Origin of the sequence: Salimicrobium salexigens (assembly GCF_900156705.1) — a bacterium.
Lineage (GTDB): Bacteria > Bacillota > Bacilli > Bacillales > Halobacillaceae > Salimicrobium > Salimicrobium album.
In genome coordinates this window covers 62,824-79,948 of the sequence record NZ_FTOK01000007.1, presented here as the reverse complement: position 1 = coordinate 79,948, position 17,125 = coordinate 62,824, and the positions used below count along the sequence as shown (strand labels likewise).

Sequence of the window (17,125 nt, the reverse complement as noted above, 5' to 3'; positions counted from 1 at the left end):
CCGACAGACTTTATTTAAACGAATACGTAATATAGCTGTGATACCTCTCCCCCGAAGCTGCGATCACACTGGGAAACTCTTCGTGGTGCAAGGCTGCCGGGTGTGCCTGGGCTTCAAAACAAACGCCTGCGTATTTTTGGGAGGGTCCGTTGTTTAATGCAAGCCCGGCATCAAGGCCATTGGCAGTGTACAGCACCATGCCGGGTTGATTTGTGCGGATCTCCATATTTCGTCCGGAGCTCTGTTCCGATACTTTTATCGTTTTCTCTTTCCCAAGAACAAAATAATGATCGTAACCGTTACCGACAGTTTTTTGCTGGGCTGTGTCCGGTTTTAGCCCCTCTCCAATCGATCGGCCGTTTCTGAAATCAAAAGGTGTTCCAGTCGTCTCCATTAATCTGCCGGTCGGTATAAGTTCCTCGTCGAGTTCGGCGAAATGATCGCTTTCAAATTCGACATGGTGATTGTGCACCGTTTCTCTTCTGTTTCCGCTTAAATTGAAATACGTATGGTTTGTCATAGCGACCGGAGTGTCCTGGTCAGAACTCGCCCCGTAGCTGAGCGTCAGTTCATTAGCATTGTTCAGAGTATACGTAATCGATACATCCAGATTACCCGGGTAGCCTTCTTCCATATGTGTGCTTGTTCGATTTAAAATAAGCTTGGCTTCATTTTTCGACTGAAACGTTTCTGCATCCCAAACCATCTGATGAAAGCCGTTAGAGCCACCATGCAGATGATGGTTACCTTCATTATTCGTCAATACATAGGAATTATCGTTGAGCTGGAAGCTGCTGTTTTTGATTCTCCCGGCCACACGTCCGATCTGGGCTCCTAAATAATTAGCATTATCAGCATAGTCTGCATAATTTTTATACCCGAGGACAACATTTTCGGTTCTTCCGTGCCGGTCCGGAACCATGAGTTTTGTAATAATTCCGCCATAGTTCAGTATAGAAACCGACATACCATGATCATTTTCGAGGGTATACTCCTTCCAATCGCCGTATATATCATCCTTTGCGATATACAGTTTTCTTCACCTGCCCGTCTGTTTTACAGTGTGTTAATAAAACGCTTGAATGTTGATTCATCCTTGAACACACCGGCATCTTCCAATACTTTTGAAAATTTAATCCCAAGTTCTTTCTGCAAGACGTTTTCCGCTTTAGTAGTGTCATTAAGTGTACCGTATTTTTGTTTAATGGTTTGCGCCCACGCTTCGTGATAGTCTGCCACATTGCCTGGTTCTCCCAGGAGGAATGATTTGATTTCAGTGAATTCCTCTTTCAACCTTGCCGGGAGGACGGCGAGACCCATTACCTCAATCAGCCCAATGTTCTCTTTTTTAATATGGTGGACGTCAGCATGAGGATGGAAGATACCCGATGGATGCTCTTCAGATGTTCGATTGTTGCGCAAAACCAGATCAAGCTCATAAACGCCGTTCCGCATTCGTGCTATCGGTGTGATAGTGTTGTGTGGAGTGTTGCCGGAAAAAGCTTTAATCGCTGCCGACTCATCCGAGTAATCTTTCCACGTTTGTAGAATATGGTCGGCCGCACCAAGCAACTGTTCTTTTTCCATACTTTTTAACCGTATGACTGATAAAGGCCAATGCAGCACGTGGGCAGAAACTTCGGCAAAATCGGTAAGCGAAAAAGAAAATGCTTCTTTTGCGTCGGTCATAGCGAACCTGTATCTGCCACCCTGAAAATGATCATGCGTTAAAATAGACCCGCCGACAATCGGAAGATCGGCATTCGATCCGATAAAATAATGCGGGAATTTTTCGATGAATGCGAGCAGTTGTGCGAATGTCTTCTTATTAATTTTCATGTCCCGGTGTTCTTCGGCGAGCACTATACTATGTTCGTTGTAATAAACGTATGGCGAGTATTGGAGATACCAGTTTTCCCCGAGCAGTGGAACCTCGATAACCCGATGATTGGCGCGGGCCGGATAACCGGTTCGACCGACGTATCCTTCATTTTCAACACAAAGAACGCATTTCGGATAGTCAACTTGCTGTTTGTTTTCGCGTTCCCGTCTGATCTGCTCCGGATCTTTTTCAGGCTTCGACAAATTGATGGTAATATCGAGCTCTCCATACTCCGTGGTGGCCGTGAAATGGATGTTTTTGTTGATACGCTTCATCTGAATATAATTGCTGTTTTTGCTGAGCTCATAAAAGTAATCCGTGGCCCTCGTCGGGTTTTGTGCGTATTTTTCCTGAAAAACAGCATTAATGGTTGATGGGCGGGCAACGAGACAATTCATGATATTTGCTGCCAGGATTTCTTTCTCGTCAAAAACGTCATCGATGACGTGGTTCCGGACGGCGTAAGCTACCAGTTGATCAAGTATATCCGGGATATTGTCGTCATTGTGCAGGGAGGGGGCTGCAGCTGTCTCTCCTTTCAGATTAAGCAAATACATGATTTGGTTACGTGCATAGATCCGGTCTGCTTGTTCAATTAACCCGACTTCCGTCGCTTTATGAATCAGTTTCTCAAGATGCTGGTAAACCATGTTTATCTGCTCCTCTCAGGTTTGATAGCCGCCTGGATTATTTACGTGCCACTGCCAGGCGTCCTCCATGATTTTTGTGATTGCTGTCCGTTCAGGATTCCAATGGAGCATATTTCTGGCTTTCTCCGAGCTTGCGATTAATACGCTTGGGTCGCCGGCTCGCCGTTCCCCAATTTCAGCTTCGATTTCTCTTCCTGTTACCTTCCGTGCTGCATCGACCATTTCTTTTACCGAGAACCCGCGACTGCTGCCAAGGTTAAAAATGTCGCTGGCGCCGTCATTTCTTAAATGGCTCATCGCAAGGATATGTGCCTGGATCAAATCCTCGACATGGACATAGTCCCTGATGCAAGTACCGTCTTCTGTATTGTAGTCATCCCCGAAAATAATAATGTTCTGGCGTTGGCCGAGAGCGGCCTGCAAAATAATTGGCACAAGATGTGTTTCAGGACGATGATCCTCACCGATTTCACCTGATTCTCTTGCCCCTGCCACATTAAAATATCGGAGGGATACATATTTTATACCATGAGCCTGTTCGGTCCACTTCATGAGTTTTTCCATGGTCAGTTTTGTTTCGCCATATGTGCTTGCCGGGTTTGTCTGCATGGTTTCGGTAATCGGAATGGACTCCGGTTCGCCATACGTTGCTGCAGATGATGAGAACACGATATTTCTTACATGATTTTCAACCATCGCTGTCAATAAAACCTGTGTGCCGTATACGTTGTTATCGAAATATTGAAGCGGTTTTTCCATGGACTCGCCTACAAGGGAATTAGCTGCAAAATGCATGACACCATCGATCGTTTCCTTTTCGAATACGTCGCGAAGGAAGTCGATTTCACGGATGTCCCCTTCATAAAAAGTTACCTTAGGATGGATCGCTTCTTCATGTCCTGTGGTCAGATTATCGACTACCACCACATCTTCACCTTTGTCCACAAGCTGGTAAACTGCATGGGAGCCGATATATCCGGCTCCGCCTAATACAAGTATACTCATTTCAGCGCACCCCTTTCGTTATCTCTTTAGCACCGTCGCCAATTGCTGCGGTGTAAAAGGTCGGTTCATAACCAATTGTTTTCGAATAGATTTCATTTACATTTGTTTTGAAAGAATCGATGCTGCTTTGTTCCACGATGGCGATTGCACATCCGCCAAATCCTGCACCGGTCATGCGTGCGCCGGTCACGCCATCCTGGTCCCAGGCCGCTTCCACGATGGTGTCCAATTCAATTCCGGTAACTTCATAATCATTTTTCAGCGATTCGTGGGAAGCGTTCATCAATCGGCCAAATCCGTTAAGATCGCCGTCCTGAAGTTTTTTTAATGCCTCAAGGGTACGTACGTTTTCTGAAACGGCGTGTTTTGCCCGTTTCCGGTCGTCCTCATTATTGATGAGGTGTTTGTGCTGAGTAAATTCTTCATTCGATAAATCACCAAGACTTTCGATGGACAGTTCGCTTTTTAAATCGGCCAGTGCCTGATCACACTGCTGACGGCGTTCATTATATTTCGAGTCCGCCAGCATACGCTGCTTGTTGGTATTCATAATGATAATCGAATGGTGGTGCAGTTCAATCGGTGCATAGTGGTAATCGAGCGTTTGACAGTCTAATAGAATAGCCTGATTTTTTTTGCCCATACCAACTGCAAACTGATCCATGATGCCGCTGTTTACACCAATGTATTCATTTTCAACCTGCTGACCGAGCCGGATCATGTCGATACGGTCAATGGCTAACTCATATAAATATTCCAGCAGTACACCGGTCACCATCTCTATCGACGCGGAAGACGACAGGCCTGCACCGTTTGGAATGTCCCCGTAATACAAAATGTCAGCACCGTGATCGATATTATGCCCCTGTGCGGTTATGTATTTGATCATCCCTTTCGGATAATTCGCCCAGTCGTGCGCCGAATTATAACTCAGATCCGCCAGATCACATTCGATAATATCTGTTTCCGGAAAATTCATTGAATAGAAACGAAGTACAGTATCATTTCGTTTTGTTCCCAGCGCATATGTTCCGAAAGAAACCGATGCAGGGAAAACGTGACCTCCATTATAGTCGGTATGCTCACCGATTAAATTAATTCGCCCCGGTGCAAAGAATGTACGGGGTGTTTCATCGCTGTTAAATATCTCCTGAAATTTCTGGATGAGATTAGTCATGGGACCCCTCCTGTTTATTAAACGCTTACAATTCCTAATTTCAATTTACTATAGTGTTTTGACTTACACAATAAAAAAATCAATTTATTTTAGTAAAAAAATAATAAAAATTTACTTAGCGATTATTATGTAATTGAGAAGGTTTGTTTTTCAATGGCTTTAAAATAGCTATTTACATAAATTTTATGAAAGCGTATACTAAACTTAAATTAAAAAAACTTAGGAGGTTTCGAAAATGGTCAGTAAAAAAATAGGTAAAAAAATGATATTTTTCCTCGGTGCTTTAGGAGGACTTCTGTACGGTTATGATATGGGTGTTATCTCCGGCGCTCTTTTATACATAAAAGACGATATCCCGCTGACGAGTTTTACGGAAGGACTTGTGGTCAGTTCCATGTTGATAGGTGCGATATTCGGCTCCGGATCCAGCGGACCTTTATCGGATAAATTCGGGCGGCGCAGGCTGGTGTTCATGATCTCCATTATCTTTATAATCGGTGCCCTTACGCTGGCGTTTGCTCCGAATATGGTGACACTCGTTGTCGGCCGATTGATTATCGGACTTGCCGTTGGCGGTTCTACCGCAATTGTTCCCGTCTATTTGTCCGAGATGGCCCCGACAGAATCACGCGGGTCGCTCAGTTCTTTGAACCAGCTGATGATTACGATAGGTATTCTTTCTTCCTATCTGGTAAACTATGCTTTTGCAGATATCGAAGGATGGCGCTGGATGGTCGGGCTTGCTGTCGTACCGTCCTTTGTATTGATGGTCGGCGTTATCTTTATGCCGGAGAGTCCAAGATGGCTGCTTGAAAACCGTGGTAAGGAAGCGGCACGCAGTGTTATGAAACTGACGCGGAAACCGGATGAGATAGAGAAAGAAATCGATGAAATGATTGAAATCAACCGTATTTCTGACAGCACATGGAATGTGTTGAAGTCATCATGGCTGCGTCCGACACTGCTCATTGGATGTACATTCGCATTGTTGCAGCAGATCATCGGTATTAATGCTATCATTTACTATGCACCGACCATTTTCAATGAAGCGGGGCTTGGGGATGTAACATCCATCCTGGGAACAGTCGGTATCGGGACGGTGAACGTGGTTGTTACCATATTTGCCATCATGATCATCGATAAAATCGACCGGAAAAAGCTGTTGATCACCGGTAATATCGGGATGGTCAGCTCATTAATTATAATGGCCGGTCTTATTTGGACAATTGGACTAGGCTCAGATGTTACTGCCTGGATCATTGTCGCTTGTCTGACATTGTTTATTGTGTTCTTTGCTTTTACGTGGGGACCTGTACTATGGGTTATGCTTCCGGAACTGTTCCCGATGCGTGCACGTGGCGCCGCTACAGGTATTGCCGCTTTGGCGTTATCAATCGGAAGTCTGCTAGTTGCACAATTCTTCCCGCTGCTGACTGAGATTATGGCGATTGAGCAGGTATTCCTGATTTTCGCAGCGATCGGCATCGGCGCACTGTTCTTTGTTGTGAAATACCTTCCGGAAACCCGCGGTCGCAGCCTGGAAGAAATTGAAGCTGATTTGCGGGCACGTACCTCCGCTTCAGAGACGAATGATGCAGGCAGTATGCATAACTAAGCGATTGGAGTGGAAGAAATGGCAACGATAAAAGATATAGCAACTAATGTGAATGTCTCGATTGCCACCGTCTCACGTGTGCTGAATAATGACCCGACACTATCGGTAAGTCCTGAAACAAAACAGCGTATTTTCGATGCTGCTGAACTGCTTGATTATAAAAAACATATTCACAAAAAAACAAAGCAGCACATGCGAATAGCCATCGTTCAGTGGTACACCGAAACAGAAGAGCTGAATGACCTTTATTACTACTCAATCAGGCTGGGTGTGGAAAAGAAGTTGGAAGGTGAGGGGTATGATTATATCAGGCTGTTTCAAAATACGGACAATAACCTCAACGTTAAAGTGAATGGGATTATTGCTATTGGTAAGTTTTCACACGAGCAAATGAAACAACTGGAAGAATGGTGCCCCAACATTTGTTTTGTCGATAATATCCGTGCACTGAATTCATGTGATTCTGTTATTGCTGACTTTCAGCAGTCCACCCAGAGTGTTTTGTCTCACTTTATAGAAGAGGGGCATTCAAAAATAGGGATTCTGGCTGGTGAAGAAAAGCCCCCCGGGGCCTCCGAAGTGCTGATGGACCCAAGATATGAGAATTTTCGTGACTACATGAAAACACAGGGGCTATTTAATAAAAATTACTGCTTTAAAGGTGCTTTCGCGGTGGATGCCGGGTACGAGATGATGAATCAGGCCGTAAGCACGCTGCAGGATGATCTGCCGACTGCATTTTTTTGTGCAAATGACTCCATTGCTATCGGAGCATTACGCGCATTACGTGATCATTCCATTTCGGTACCGGAGCGGGTCAGTTTAATCGGATTCAATGATTCCAGTGTGGCAAAGTATATATCGCCGTCTTTAAGCACTGTCAAAGTCTATACGGAAATGATGGGGGAGACCGCAGTGAGTTTGCTGAAGGAACGGATTTTTCAACAGCGCCCGGTTGCCAAAAAAGTAACGTTGGGGACGGAACTGATTATCAGGGAAAGCTGTCAAAAAACAGAGCCGCAGGGAGAATTAACATGAGAATCAGCACTGTAAACAAAAAAGGGAATGGAAACATAAATGAGGATGCTTATGTCGTGAATGAAAAGGCGGGGGTATTCGCTGCAATTGATGGGGCGACAGGACTTGAAGGTGTCCCCGGTAACATTGCCTCCCATGCCGTCCGGGATACGCTGGCTTCAGCTGCAGAAGAGGAGCTGTTTGACGAACTCGTCGAAGCTGCTAATCTGCAGGTTGCAGAAGAAACGTTGAACTGGTTAGGTTCAGATGATCCAGCAGAAATTAATGATGTGCCGAAGGGAAAGCGGAGCACCTGTGCCCTTGCGGCCATCTCAATAGACAGGGAACGATTGTCTCTGGAATACGCCCATGCGGCCGACTGTATGATTTTTTTACAGTATGCAAACGGAGATATACGAACAGTCACATATGACCTGCTCAGTCATTTTGACCGGAAGGCAATCAATGAAATTGTGAAACTGCGAAGCGGACAGACGAAGAAAACACCTATCAGTGAAGCCCGGAAGGAAGTCCGTTCAACTTTAATTGAAAACCGTGCCCTGTTAAACACGGATGCGGGATACAGTGTGATTGACGGAAGTAAAGAAGCGATGAAGCACCTGGAAAGTGGCAGGTTATCCTTGAAAAAGGTCACCGCGATTCTTTTGTTAAGTGACGGATTGATGATGCCCACGGGGCTTGAGGAAGCCGATGGCTGGGAGCAGTCGGCCAACATTGCTTTTCAGTATGGAGTGGACAGGTTAGTGAGTGCAGTGGAGGAAAGGGAGAACGATGATCCCGAGTGTATAACATACCCGCGTCTGAAAATGAAAGATGACAAGACAGCCGTTCTGATAGAAATCGGCTCGTAACTTTAATATTTGATTGCCGGGACTGGAACTGGTAAAACGTTTCGCTCCTGTTTTTAAGGTACTTTTCCGGACAATGAGCACAGATGTAAAGCACTGAAATAACGTTGGATTTTATGAAGCCGTCATATGCAGAACTGGGATAGAGAGAAGGAGGAGGTCAGTCGTCTCCTTCTTTCTATCCGTTAAGCTCTGCCGCGGCTTCTTTTTTATCCATATTTTTTCTGGTGCTGCTTTTTCATAGCCAGATATTCTTCGTCTTCCCGGACTTTGATCCATTTCTGTTCGAAAATCCGGGCGGACTCGGCTTTCTCTTCATCTATATCGCGTTCTTTGACGTTTCCGTCTTCGTCGTACTTTTTCCCGCCTTTGTAATTAGCATACCTTCTGGAACGGGTGTAGCCCATCTGCAGAAATTTCCGGGCCATGTCCATACCGACAAACTCGTTGTTCTTCTTGTAATCAAGGTACATATTGTATATAGCTTCCGAGGATTCCCGGGCAATCTCGGGAGTCTTGAAGCGCCAGTGTGCGAGAATCTCACTTTTATAGGGTTCCACGAGCAGGACACCCTGCTCGCCTCGTCCCACCCGGTATTTCTCGGGATTCTTGCGGAAGTCGGTGGTGTCGAAATCGAGATCATAATCAAAGCTCATGTTCGATCACCCCGAACATGTTCAGATCCAGCTCGTTGGAAAGCGATTTGACGAGGGCACCTCCGGCCGTGCTGTTTCCTTTGGCATCAATCGCCGGACCGATGATCCCTATTCCCATACGTCCGGGTACGGCACCGATAATAGCTCCGGAGACCCCGCTTTTTAGAGGGAAGCCCGCTTCCACGGCGAACTGACCGGACGAGTTATACATCCCGGAGGTAAGCATAATAGATTTGACCGTTCTTAAGTGTTCCGGTGATATGAGACGAATATTCGTTTCCGGATCCCGGCCTTCGTTGGCCATAAAATGACCGACCCGGGCGAAATCCTCGGTACACATCATGACAGCGTTGGTACGGAAATAGAGATCGAGCGCTTCTTCCGGAGGCATAATCATTGCTCCCGTACTTTGCATGAAATAAGCGAGGGCACGGTTGCGGGCTCCGTTTGATTTCTCTGCTTCGTATATTTCTTCGCTCATCACTAAGTCGGGGTTTCCGGTGATCTGTCTGATGAATTCCATAAATCTTTCGAATCGCTCTTCGACGGAGCCGCCTTTAATAAGAGCGGCAGTGGCGATAGCGCCGGCGTTGATCATCGGATTGAACGGCTTTTCCGTCTGATGCCTCTCCAGCTGGCCGATTGAGTTGAAGAAATCTCCCATCGGCTCCATACCGACCATATCGAACACTCGCTTTTTCCCGAAGTCATTCAGCGCGAGCATGAGCGTAACAATTTTAGCTGTGCTCTGCATGGGCACGTACAAGTCCGTCCTTCCGGCATGAAAATACTCCTCACCGGTCCAGACCGTAACGCCCAGTACATCTTTTTTCGTATCATCATACATAGGGATAACCGGTCTTACTTCCCCGTCTGAGGCGTAGGGGAGACTGTCTTCGACTATCTGTTCCAGCAGCTGGTTGGATAATTGGGCCATAAGTGAATTCTCCTTTATTGAATGACTAAAGAGTATAATAAATGTGCACGAATCATTCATTTTTAAAAGTGTACCCTCATTTTTACCGTTCTATGCCTGGTTTTCTTAATAAAAAAAGTGAAATACTATGTATAAAACTGTATTTCATGTTATTATGAAAAAGTATAGAATACACGCAAATTCTGCGATAGGAAGAGTACGTTCTTTTGCCCATCCCAAGAGAATCACCGGCTGCTGGAAGGTGACAGATGGAGAAGAAGGGAAGATCATCCTGGAGAAGCGTCGTTGAAATAAGTAGATGCCGCCGGTTACGTGACCGTTACCCACGATGGTTCAAAGTGCCGCATACGTGCGGAATTCGGGTGGTACCGCGGAAATAACTCCGTCCCTTTTATAGAAGGGGCGGTTTTTTTATACTTTTGTTTTTGGAGGACCCGGTTCGTCCGGGGTAGTTTTTGACAGAAAGAGAGACTGGAGAGTAGGGTACCTTACTCAAATAAATTACGTGAGGTGAAGAGGAAATGCGTAAAGTCAATACGAAAGAAGTGGCAATCGAACGCGAAAATCGCGTCAAGGATTACTGGCAGGAGGAAAATGTGTTCAACCGTTCCATGGAAGAGCGGGAAGGAAACGAAACGTTCGTCTTCTATGAAGGTCCGCCGACAGCAAACGGTCTTCCCCATGCCGGGCACGTGCTTGGCCGGGTAATCAAGGACTTCGTCGGTCGTTATAAGACGATGAACGGCTACCAGGTTATCCGTAAAGGCGGCTGGGATACACACGGTCTCCCGGTGGAAATCGAAGTGGAAAAACAGCTCGGTATTTCCGGTAAGCAGGAAATCGAAGAATACGGAGTGGAGAAGTTCATCGAACAGTGTAAGAAGAGCGTGTTCGAATATGAAAAACAGTGGCGGGAGTTTACGGAAGCGATCGGGTACTGGCTCGATATGGACGATCCGTACGTCACACTTGAAGATAATTATATCGAGAGTGAGTGGTATATCCTGGCCGACCTGCACAAACGAGGTCTCCTCTCCAAAGGTCACCGGGTTACACCGTATTGCCCGAGCTGCCAGACGACTCTCAGTTCCCATGAAGTCGCCCAGGGCTATGAAGATGTAAAAGATCTGTCGGCCACGGCGAAATTCAAAGTGAAGGATGCGGAGAATGAATACTTCCTCGGCTGGACGACGACGCCATGGACACTGCCGGCGAACGTGGCGCTTGCCGTTCACCCGGAACTCGACTACGTCAAAGCGAAACAGCACGATGAAGTGTTTATCGTAGCCCGCGATCTTGCGGACGCAGTGATGGGAGAAGGATATGAAATCATTTCCGAACATAAAGGGAGCGAACTCGTAGGAATCGATTACATCGCGCCGTTCCCGTTTGTAAAACCGGAGCGGGGTCACACCGTCGTTTCCGCTGGATTTGTAAACGCAGAAAGCGGTACAGGGGTCGTACACATTGCCCCTGCCTACGGGGAGGATGACTACAACCTCGTCCTTGAAAATAATCTCTCTTTCTTTAACGTCGTGGACGGAGCGGGACGCTATACTTCCGACATCCCTCCGTTCGAGGGACGATTCGTCAAAGACTGTGACGTGGACATTGTGAAATATCTGTCGGAAGAAGGGCTTCTGTATGATAAAGAAAAATATGAGCACAGCTACCCGCACTGCTGGCGCTGTGACACGCCGCTCCTTTATTATGCGATCGAAAGCTGGTTCATCAAAACGACGGAGATGAAAGATAAGTTCATCGAAAATAACCAGACAGTGGAGTGGCACCCGGATCATATCAAAGATGGTCGTTTCGGAAACTTCCTTGAAAATATGGTGGACTGGAACATTGGTCGTAACCGTTTCTGGGGTACGCCTCTGAACGTTTGGATCTGTAATGAATGCGGTCATCAGCACGCTCCGGAGAGTAAATCGGATCTTCTTTCCAAAGCGAAAGGAGAAGTGACGGATGTCGAGCTGCATAAACCTTATGTCGATCGTATTCAGCTCTCCTGTGAGGAATGCGGCGGCACGATGGACCGCGTCCCGGAAGTGATCGACGTGTGGTTTGACAGCGGATCGATGCCGTTTTCCCAGTACCACTACCCGTTCGAGAATGAAGAGACGTTCAATAAGCAGTTCCCGGCGGACGTTATTTGTGAAGGGGTGGATCAGACCCGCGGCTGGTTCTACAGTCTGATGGCCGTATCCACGATGTTTACAGGGAAAGCTCCGTACAAGCGGGTTCTTTCCACCGGTCACATTCTTGATGAACATGGCAGGAAGATGTCCAAGAGTAAAGGGAATGCGCTCCATCCGATGGACCTCGTAAATAAATTCGGAGCGGATGCTTTCCGCTGGGCTCTGCTTGCCGACAGTGCTCCGTGGAACAATAAACGTTTCTCCGAGCGCGTCGTCTCCGAAGCGAAATCGAAAGTTGTCGATACGTTAGTAAATACGCACGGTTTCTTTACACTGTACGCGGATATCGATAACTACGAGTATGACCCGGAGGATACAGGAGAGAAGACGCTCCTGGACCGCTGGATCATTTCCCGAGCGAACACTGTGGCGGCCCGCGTGAGAACCGGACTTGACGAGTATGACTTTACAAAAGCTGCGAAGGAAATCGAGAAATTAGTCGATGAAGTAAGTAACTGGTATATCCGTCGTTCCCGTAACAGATTCTGGGAAAGCGGAATGAGTGAGTCGAAAAAAGCTGCCTACTCCACGCTTCGCGAAGTGCTCGTAGGCTTGAGTCGTCTGCTTGCTCCATACACTCCGTTCGTAGCGGACGACATTCATATGAACCTGACGGGCGAAAGTGTCCATCTCGCTGCTTTCCCTGAGCGTGAAGAACATCGCGTCGATGAGAAGCTGGAGAGAGACATGGATGCTGTCCTTCAGGTAGTGGAACTTGCCCGCGGCGTACGTAATACGGAAGCGATCAAGACGAAACAGCCGCTGGCCGAACTGACGGTCATCCCGGTCAATCAGGATCGCGGCGCCGCTCTTAAAGAGTATCGCCCTATTATCGCAGAGGAAATCAACGTGAAAGAGGTCGTAGTAAAAGAATCCTCCGAAGACCTTATCCGGTATGAAGTTAAACTTAACTTCCGTGAAGCCGGACCTAAGTTAGGGAAAAACGTCAATACAGTGAAGAAATACCTGGAGTCGCTCTCTGATGAAGAGGCAGCTGATATCGTGACGAATCAGAAAGCGGTAGTGCCTGCAGAGGACGGGGACATCGAAGTGCCGATGGACCTTCTGATCGCTGAAAGAGTAGCCGACAGTGGACTGTCGATGGGATCGAACCAGGAATTCCACGTAGTGCTTGATACGACTATTACGGAAGAACTCCGCCTTGAAGGTCTTTCCCGCGAAGTGATCCGCGTTATCCAGGATGTACGGAAGCAGAAAGACCTGCCGATCGATCTTCGTGTAAACATAGCTATTGCAGGAGACGAGGATGTGAGGAAGGCGATACAGGAAAACGAGCAGGTCATCCGTGACAACGTACTGGTCAATGAGCTCGACCTGCAGGAAACAGAGGACATGGAAGAATTCGAAGTAAGCAGTCATAAGCTGAAGCTTCAGATTCAGACGTGAGATAAACACCTCCCGTTTCCAGTCTGGACTGATGCTCCGGGTAAGCGCCCCTTATCCGGAACACTTCCGTCCGGCGAATGTGAAAATAAATAAAAAAGCGTACCTCGTGGAAAAGTATTCCACCAGGTACGCTTTTTTTGTTCAGTATTTTTCAGTTATATCCTCAGCAGTACTTATCGTAAGCTTCTGTCAGGTTCTCTACGATTTCTTCCACTTCATAATCTTCAATGTGCTCGCGTGGAATGAAATGCATAACCTGGCCGTCTTTTAAAATCGCCATGGAAGGAGAGGAAGGTTCATATCCTTCCAGATAGTCGCGCATCCGGGCCGTCGATTCACGATCCTGACCGGCGAACACGGTGACGAGGTGCTCCGGCCGATTGTCGTTTTCGAGAGATTTGATAGCTGCAGGACGGGCCAGTCCGGCGGCACACCCGCAAACCGAGTTGATGACGACGAGAGATGTGCCCTTCACAGAGCTGATGAACTCGTCCACTTCATCCGGAGATACAAGTTCCGTAAAACCAGCTTCCGTCAATTCGTCTCTCATCGGCTGGGAAATTTCTTTCATATAAGCTTCATATGCGTTCATAGTAAACGCCCCCTTATTTATTTTCTTTCGTTTTCGTAGCCTGGGTCATCTGATACCAGACGGATCCTTCCGCTGCGTGACCGCCTTCGATCCGTTCGATGGCCATTCGGATCTGCAGGCGCACTTCAAATTCCGGATCGTCTTTTGCTTCCTGAAGAGCAGGCAGCGCCGTTTCGTCCCCTACTTCATAAAGGTACATAGCTGCCCTCCAGCGGACGATTTTACTCGGGTCCTTCAGGGATTTTATCATATGAGGAATGGCATCGGTGGATCCGATGTCGGAGATGCAGTCCCCGGCGGTTCTTCGGACGGTGACGGTTTTGTCAAAGAGTGCTTCATAGAGGTAAGGGAGTACTTCCTCATCTTCGATCATCCCGAGATAAGCAGTCGCAAGCCTTCTTATCGAAGCTTTTTCATCATGCAGGGCTTTATGGAGTACGGGTAAATCTTCAAGCGTCGGGTGCATCTGATCGAGCGCCTGATAACGTATCCTCCAGTCGGAATCATCCAGTGTGGAAAGCGTAACCGGACTCTCCTGCTTTTCGGTTTCATTCCGGAAAGCGAGTTCCACCAGGCGGGCAAGACGTTCTTCGTCATAACTCGCGGAAATCTCCTCCTGCACCTGCCGGCCTACTTCTTCTGCATCTCCGTAGCGGGAGGCGTCCTCCTCCCACTTCCTTTCCATAATCATGTTTTCGGAAGCTTCGGACGCTTTCATGGCTGCGTTTGTGAACCTCTCGGGGAGGGCCACTCTCGTTTCCGTTTCCCCGTCCTGCAGTTTGATCTGCATCGGGATATTGCGGAATTTCTGGATGAATACCTGCACTTCCCCGAAACTCTCCTCAGGCTCTTCGCGGAAAGCTTCGCCCTGAAGTCCTTCATCCGAACCGAGAGCGTCCCGTACTTCCGGGAGGATGTCTTCCCATGATACTTTCGGATGACGTTCAAGAGCAAGGAAGTCCAGCACGTGGTAAATCCCTTTCACTCCGTTTATGTCAAAGAGCTGACGGGCCCATGAAGGGAAAGAAGATATATCTCCGTCTTTTGTATAGTTGTATGTCTCGCTCTGAGGCAGACTTTCATCTAAATTGATTTTCATCGAATTGGGACTGGGAGTCGGTTCGATAGATACGATCCTCATGCATAGCACCTCCGTTATTTGTATCATATCAAAGTTTCAGAGTGACTTCTATCATTCAAGTTTTCGACGAAAAAATGAAACATTTTTCCAAGTCCTTCGTATACAGGGGGTGGGAAGGGGAGATTTAGTATGGAGAGCATAATGAAGCTTGAAAAAGTGAACAAGACAATCGGTTCTCATCACGTCATCAAGGACCTGAGTTTTGAAATTTTTCCCGGGGAAGTGTTCGGATTTCTCGGACCGAACGGAGCGGGAAAAACCACGACGATCCGTATGATGGTAGGCCTCATGAGTATGAGCAGCGGCGATATCGTCATTGCCGGCAACAGCATACATAAACAGAGAAGTAAGGCAATGGAACAGGTCGGGGCGATCGTTGAGAACCCCGAAATGTACCCATTCATGAGCGGTTGGAAAAACCTTGTACACTTTGCCCGGATGGGAAAAGATGTAACAGAAGAAAGAATCAGGGAAGTCGTTCAGCTCGTCGGTCTGGAGAAACGGATCAACGACAAAGTACAGAAATATTCTCTCGGAATGCGCCAGCGGCTCGGTATCGCCCAGGCTCTGCTGCATCGGCCTGCCGTATTGATTCTCGATGAACCGACGAACGGGCTCGACCCTTCCGGAATGAAAGAGATACGGGCTTATGTGCAGCGCCTCGCCAAAGTGGAAAACGTGGCTGTAATTGTGTCGAGTCACATCCTCTCCGAAATGGAACTGATGTGTGACAGGTTCGGAGTCATCCATAACGGCGAACTGGTCGATATCCAGTCCGTGAAGGACGCCGTCGCAGACGCGGAAATGGAAGTCAGTATCGAAGCAACTCCGCTTGATGTGGTGGAGCGCATCCTCAAAGAAGAGACGAAAAATGTGATTACGAAAAAGCAGCGTTGTCATATCGTTCTTGAGAAAGACCGAATTCCGGATATTACGACAAAGCTGGTTGAGAATAACGTCAGCATTTATAGTATATATACCGAGAGGAAAACACTTGAAGACGAATTCCTGAAGGTGATTGGAGATGGTGTCATTGATTAGCCTGATTCGGAACGAATGGATGAAACTGTTCGCTCAGCGCTCTACGTGGATAGGAATCATACTGTTTGTCTGTCTGATTACCGGATTTGCGTTATTTATGACGACCGGAGCTTCTTCCTCCGAGCAGTACGGAAGCGACTGGAAGCAGGAACTGCAGCAGGAAAACCAGGAAATGAAGAAACAGATAGAAGAAACACCGTCCGCGGCCAGTTTCAGACAGGACCAGATAAAGATGAACGAATACCGGATTGAAAACAATATTGCTCCGAATGAGTTTACCGGGTGGAAGTTCGTACAGGAAAACCGAATGTTCGTTTCTCTGATCAGTCTGTTTACGATTATTATAGCTGCAGGCAGTATCGCTAACGAGTTCCGTTGGGGGTCGATTAAGCTGCTGCTCATCCGGCCGGTGTCACGCACGAAAATTCTGTTCTCCAAGTTTATCACTCTGCTGCTGTTCGCTTTGATGCTTCTCGTCGGCCTGTTTTTATTATCGATAGGGCTCGGAGCTTTATTATTCGGCCTCGGTTCATGGACGGACCCATATGTGTTTATGGAAAGCGGGGAAGTGAAAGACACTTCCATCATGGCTTTCTCCCTAATGCAGTATGGCTTCTCCTCGGTGAATCTGCTTATGATGGTAACATTCGCTTTTATGATTTCGGCCGTCTTCCGGAACAGCGCACTTGCTATAGGAGCGGCTGTCTTCCTGATGCTGAGCGGGAACTCGATCGTCACTTTCTTCGCCGACAAAGAATGGGCGAAATACATCCTGTTCGCAAACACGGATCTGAACCAGTTTGTCACAGGCACACCATTAATCGAAGATTTGACTATGACTTTTTCTGTTTCGGTACTGATTGTATATTTCCTCGTTTTTCTTGGGGCCGCCTGGCTCGTATTTACGAAACGGGATGTTACGAGTACTTAAA

The 17,125-nt window shown here is 47.3% G+C and carries 14 protein-coding genes and 1 other annotated feature; of the genes, 6 read left to right on the top strand and 8 right to left on the bottom strand.

The window, feature by feature from the left end; all coding sequences use genetic code 11:
* Positions 1 to 10: 10 nt before the first annotated feature.
* From BW931_RS09805 to BW931_RS09790, 4 genes are read right to left on the bottom strand one after another with little or no spacing between them, the layout of a single operon-like run.
* Positions 11 to 1,012 (bottom strand): aldose epimerase family protein, encoded by a 1,002-nt coding sequence (locus tag BW931_RS09805; RefSeq protein ID WP_327288631.1) that lies wholly within the window; start codon positions 1,010 to 1,012, stop codon positions 11 to 13.
* 44 nt (positions 1,013 to 1,056) lie between these two features.
* Positions 1,057 to 2,532: a UDP-glucose--hexose-1-phosphate uridylyltransferase gene (gene galT / locus BW931_RS09800; protein WP_076571939.1), complete on the bottom strand. Its 1,476-nt coding sequence runs from the start codon at positions 2,530 to 2,532 to the stop codon at positions 1,057 to 1,059.
* A gap of 15 nt (positions 2,533 to 2,547) precedes the next feature.
* Positions 2,548 to 3,537, bottom strand: coding sequence for a UDP-glucose 4-epimerase GalE (galE, locus tag BW931_RS09795; RefSeq protein ID WP_076571937.1), 990 nt, complete (start codon positions 3,535 to 3,537; stop codon positions 2,548 to 2,550).
* 1 nt (position 3,538) lies between these two features.
* Positions 3,539 to 4,714 carry a galactokinase gene (locus BW931_RS09790; protein WP_076571935.1) on the bottom strand — a complete coding sequence of 392 codons (1,176 nt, stop codon included), beginning with the start codon at positions 4,712 to 4,714 and terminating at the stop codon, positions 3,539 to 3,541.
* 235 nt (positions 4,715 to 4,949) lie between these two features.
* Here BW931_RS09790 and glcP point away from each other — a divergent pair, with 235 nt between their 5' ends.
* From glcP to BW931_RS09775, 3 genes are read left to right on the top strand one after another with little or no spacing between them, the layout of a single operon-like run.
* The gene (glcP, locus tag BW931_RS09785) at positions 4,950 to 6,329 is read left to right on the top strand and encodes a glucose transporter GlcP (protein ID WP_076571933.1); all 1,380 of its coding nucleotides are present in this window, start codon (positions 4,950 to 4,952) and stop codon (positions 6,327 to 6,329) included.
* 18 nt (positions 6,330 to 6,347) lie between these two features.
* The gene (locus tag BW931_RS09780) at positions 6,348 to 7,367 is read left to right on the top strand and encodes a LacI family DNA-binding transcriptional regulator (RefSeq protein ID WP_076571931.1); all 1,020 of its coding nucleotides are present in this window, start codon (positions 6,348 to 6,350) and stop codon (positions 7,365 to 7,367) included.
* Complete coding sequence (locus tag BW931_RS09775) at positions 7,364 to 8,218, top strand: protein phosphatase 2C domain-containing protein (RefSeq protein ID WP_076571928.1); 855 nt, start codon at positions 7,364 to 7,366, stop codon at positions 8,216 to 8,218. The genes BW931_RS09780 and BW931_RS09775 overlap by 4 nt, the downstream gene beginning before the upstream one ends.
* A gap of 206 nt (positions 8,219 to 8,424) precedes the next feature.
* Here the strand turns inward: BW931_RS09775 and BW931_RS09770 are convergent, their stop codons facing one another.
* Together BW931_RS09770 and glsA are read right to left on the bottom strand one after the other, a co-directional pair.
* Positions 8,425 to 8,871 carry a DUF4385 domain-containing protein gene (locus BW931_RS09770; protein ID WP_076571926.1) on the bottom strand — a complete coding sequence of 149 codons (447 nt, stop codon included), beginning with the start codon at positions 8,869 to 8,871 and terminating at the stop codon, positions 8,425 to 8,427.
* Complete coding sequence (gene glsA / locus BW931_RS09765; RefSeq protein ID WP_076571924.1) at positions 8,861 to 9,808, bottom strand: glutaminase A; 948 nt, start codon at positions 9,806 to 9,808, stop codon at positions 8,861 to 8,863. The genes BW931_RS09770 and glsA overlap by 11 nt, the downstream gene beginning before the upstream one ends.
* A gap of 175 nt (positions 9,809 to 9,983) precedes the next feature.
* Positions 9,984 to 10,201: a binding site (T-box leader), on the top strand.
* A 128-nt stretch (positions 10,202 to 10,329) separates the two neighbouring features.
* On the opposite strand from glsA, the gene ileS reads away from it, so the two are divergent.
* A complete protein-coding gene (gene ileS / locus BW931_RS09760) occupies positions 10,330 to 13,419 on the top strand; it encodes an isoleucine--tRNA ligase (RefSeq protein ID WP_076571922.1) in 3,090 nt (1,029 codons plus the stop codon).
* Between the two features lie 163 nt (positions 13,420 to 13,582).
* Here ileS and BW931_RS09755 read toward each other — a convergent pair whose 3' ends face one another.
* Together BW931_RS09755 and BW931_RS09750 are read right to left on the bottom strand one after the other, a co-directional pair.
* Complete coding sequence (locus BW931_RS09755; protein WP_008591218.1) at positions 13,583 to 14,011, bottom strand: BrxA/BrxB family bacilliredoxin; 429 nt, start codon at positions 14,009 to 14,011, stop codon at positions 13,583 to 13,585.
* A gap of 13 nt (positions 14,012 to 14,024) precedes the next feature.
* Positions 14,025 to 15,152 (bottom strand): conserved virulence factor C family protein, encoded by a 1,128-nt coding sequence (locus BW931_RS09750; RefSeq protein ID WP_076571920.1) that lies wholly within the window; start codon positions 15,150 to 15,152, stop codon positions 14,025 to 14,027.
* Positions 15,153 to 15,281: 129 nt separating this feature from the next.
* Between BW931_RS09750 and BW931_RS09745 the strand changes: the two genes are divergently transcribed.
* Both BW931_RS09745 and BW931_RS09740 read left to right on the top strand, forming a co-directional pair.
* The gene (locus BW931_RS09745) at positions 15,282 to 16,193 is read left to right on the top strand and encodes an ABC transporter ATP-binding protein (protein ID WP_008591223.1); all 912 of its coding nucleotides are present in this window, start codon (positions 15,282 to 15,284) and stop codon (positions 16,191 to 16,193) included.
* Positions 16,177 to 17,124, top strand: coding sequence for an ABC transporter permease (locus BW931_RS09740; RefSeq protein ID WP_076571918.1), 948 nt, complete (start codon positions 16,177 to 16,179; stop codon positions 17,122 to 17,124). The genes BW931_RS09745 and BW931_RS09740 overlap by 17 nt, the downstream gene beginning before the upstream one ends.
* The last annotated feature ends 1 nt before the right edge of the window (position 17,125 follow it).

Coding starts and splice junctions, on each gene's coding strand:
- glcP (WP_076571933.1), top strand. CDS start 4,950: ATGGTCAGTAAAAAAATAGGTAAAAAAATGATATTTTTCCTCGGTGCT.
- galE (WP_076571937.1), bottom strand. CDS start 3,537: ATGAGTATACTTGTATTAGGCGGAGCCGGATATATCGGCTCCCATGCA.
- BW931_RS09790 (WP_076571935.1), bottom strand. CDS start 4,714: ATGACTAATCTCATCCAGAAATTTCAGGAGATATTTAACAGCGATGAA.
- BW931_RS09770 (WP_076571926.1), bottom strand. CDS start 8,871: ATGAGCTTTGATTATGATCTCGATTTCGACACCACCGACTTCCGCAAG.
- galT (WP_076571939.1), bottom strand. CDS start 2,532: ATGGTTTACCAGCATCTTGAGAAACTGATTCATAAAGCGACGGAAGTC.
- BW931_RS09750 (WP_076571920.1), bottom strand. CDS start 15,152: ATGAGGATCGTATCTATCGAACCGACTCCCAGTCCCAATTCGATGAAA.
- BW931_RS09755 (WP_008591218.1), bottom strand. CDS start 14,011: ATGAACGCATATGAAGCTTATATGAAAGAAATTTCCCAGCCGATGAGA.
- BW931_RS09780 (WP_076571931.1), top strand. CDS start 6,348: ATGGCAACGATAAAAGATATAGCAACTAATGTGAATGTCTCGATTGCC.
- BW931_RS09745 (WP_008591223.1), top strand. CDS start 15,282: ATGGAGAGCATAATGAAGCTTGAAAAAGTGAACAAGACAATCGGTTCT.
- BW931_RS09775 (WP_076571928.1), top strand. CDS start 7,364: ATGAGAATCAGCACTGTAAACAAAAAAGGGAATGGAAACATAAATGAG.
- glsA (WP_076571924.1), bottom strand. CDS start 9,808: ATGGCCCAATTATCCAACCAGCTGCTGGAACAGATAGTCGAAGACAGT.
- ileS (WP_076571922.1), top strand. CDS start 10,330: ATGCGTAAAGTCAATACGAAAGAAGTGGCAATCGAACGCGAAAATCGC.
- BW931_RS09740 (WP_076571918.1), top strand. CDS start 16,177: ATGGTGTCATTGATTAGCCTGATTCGGAACGAATGGATGAAACTGTTC.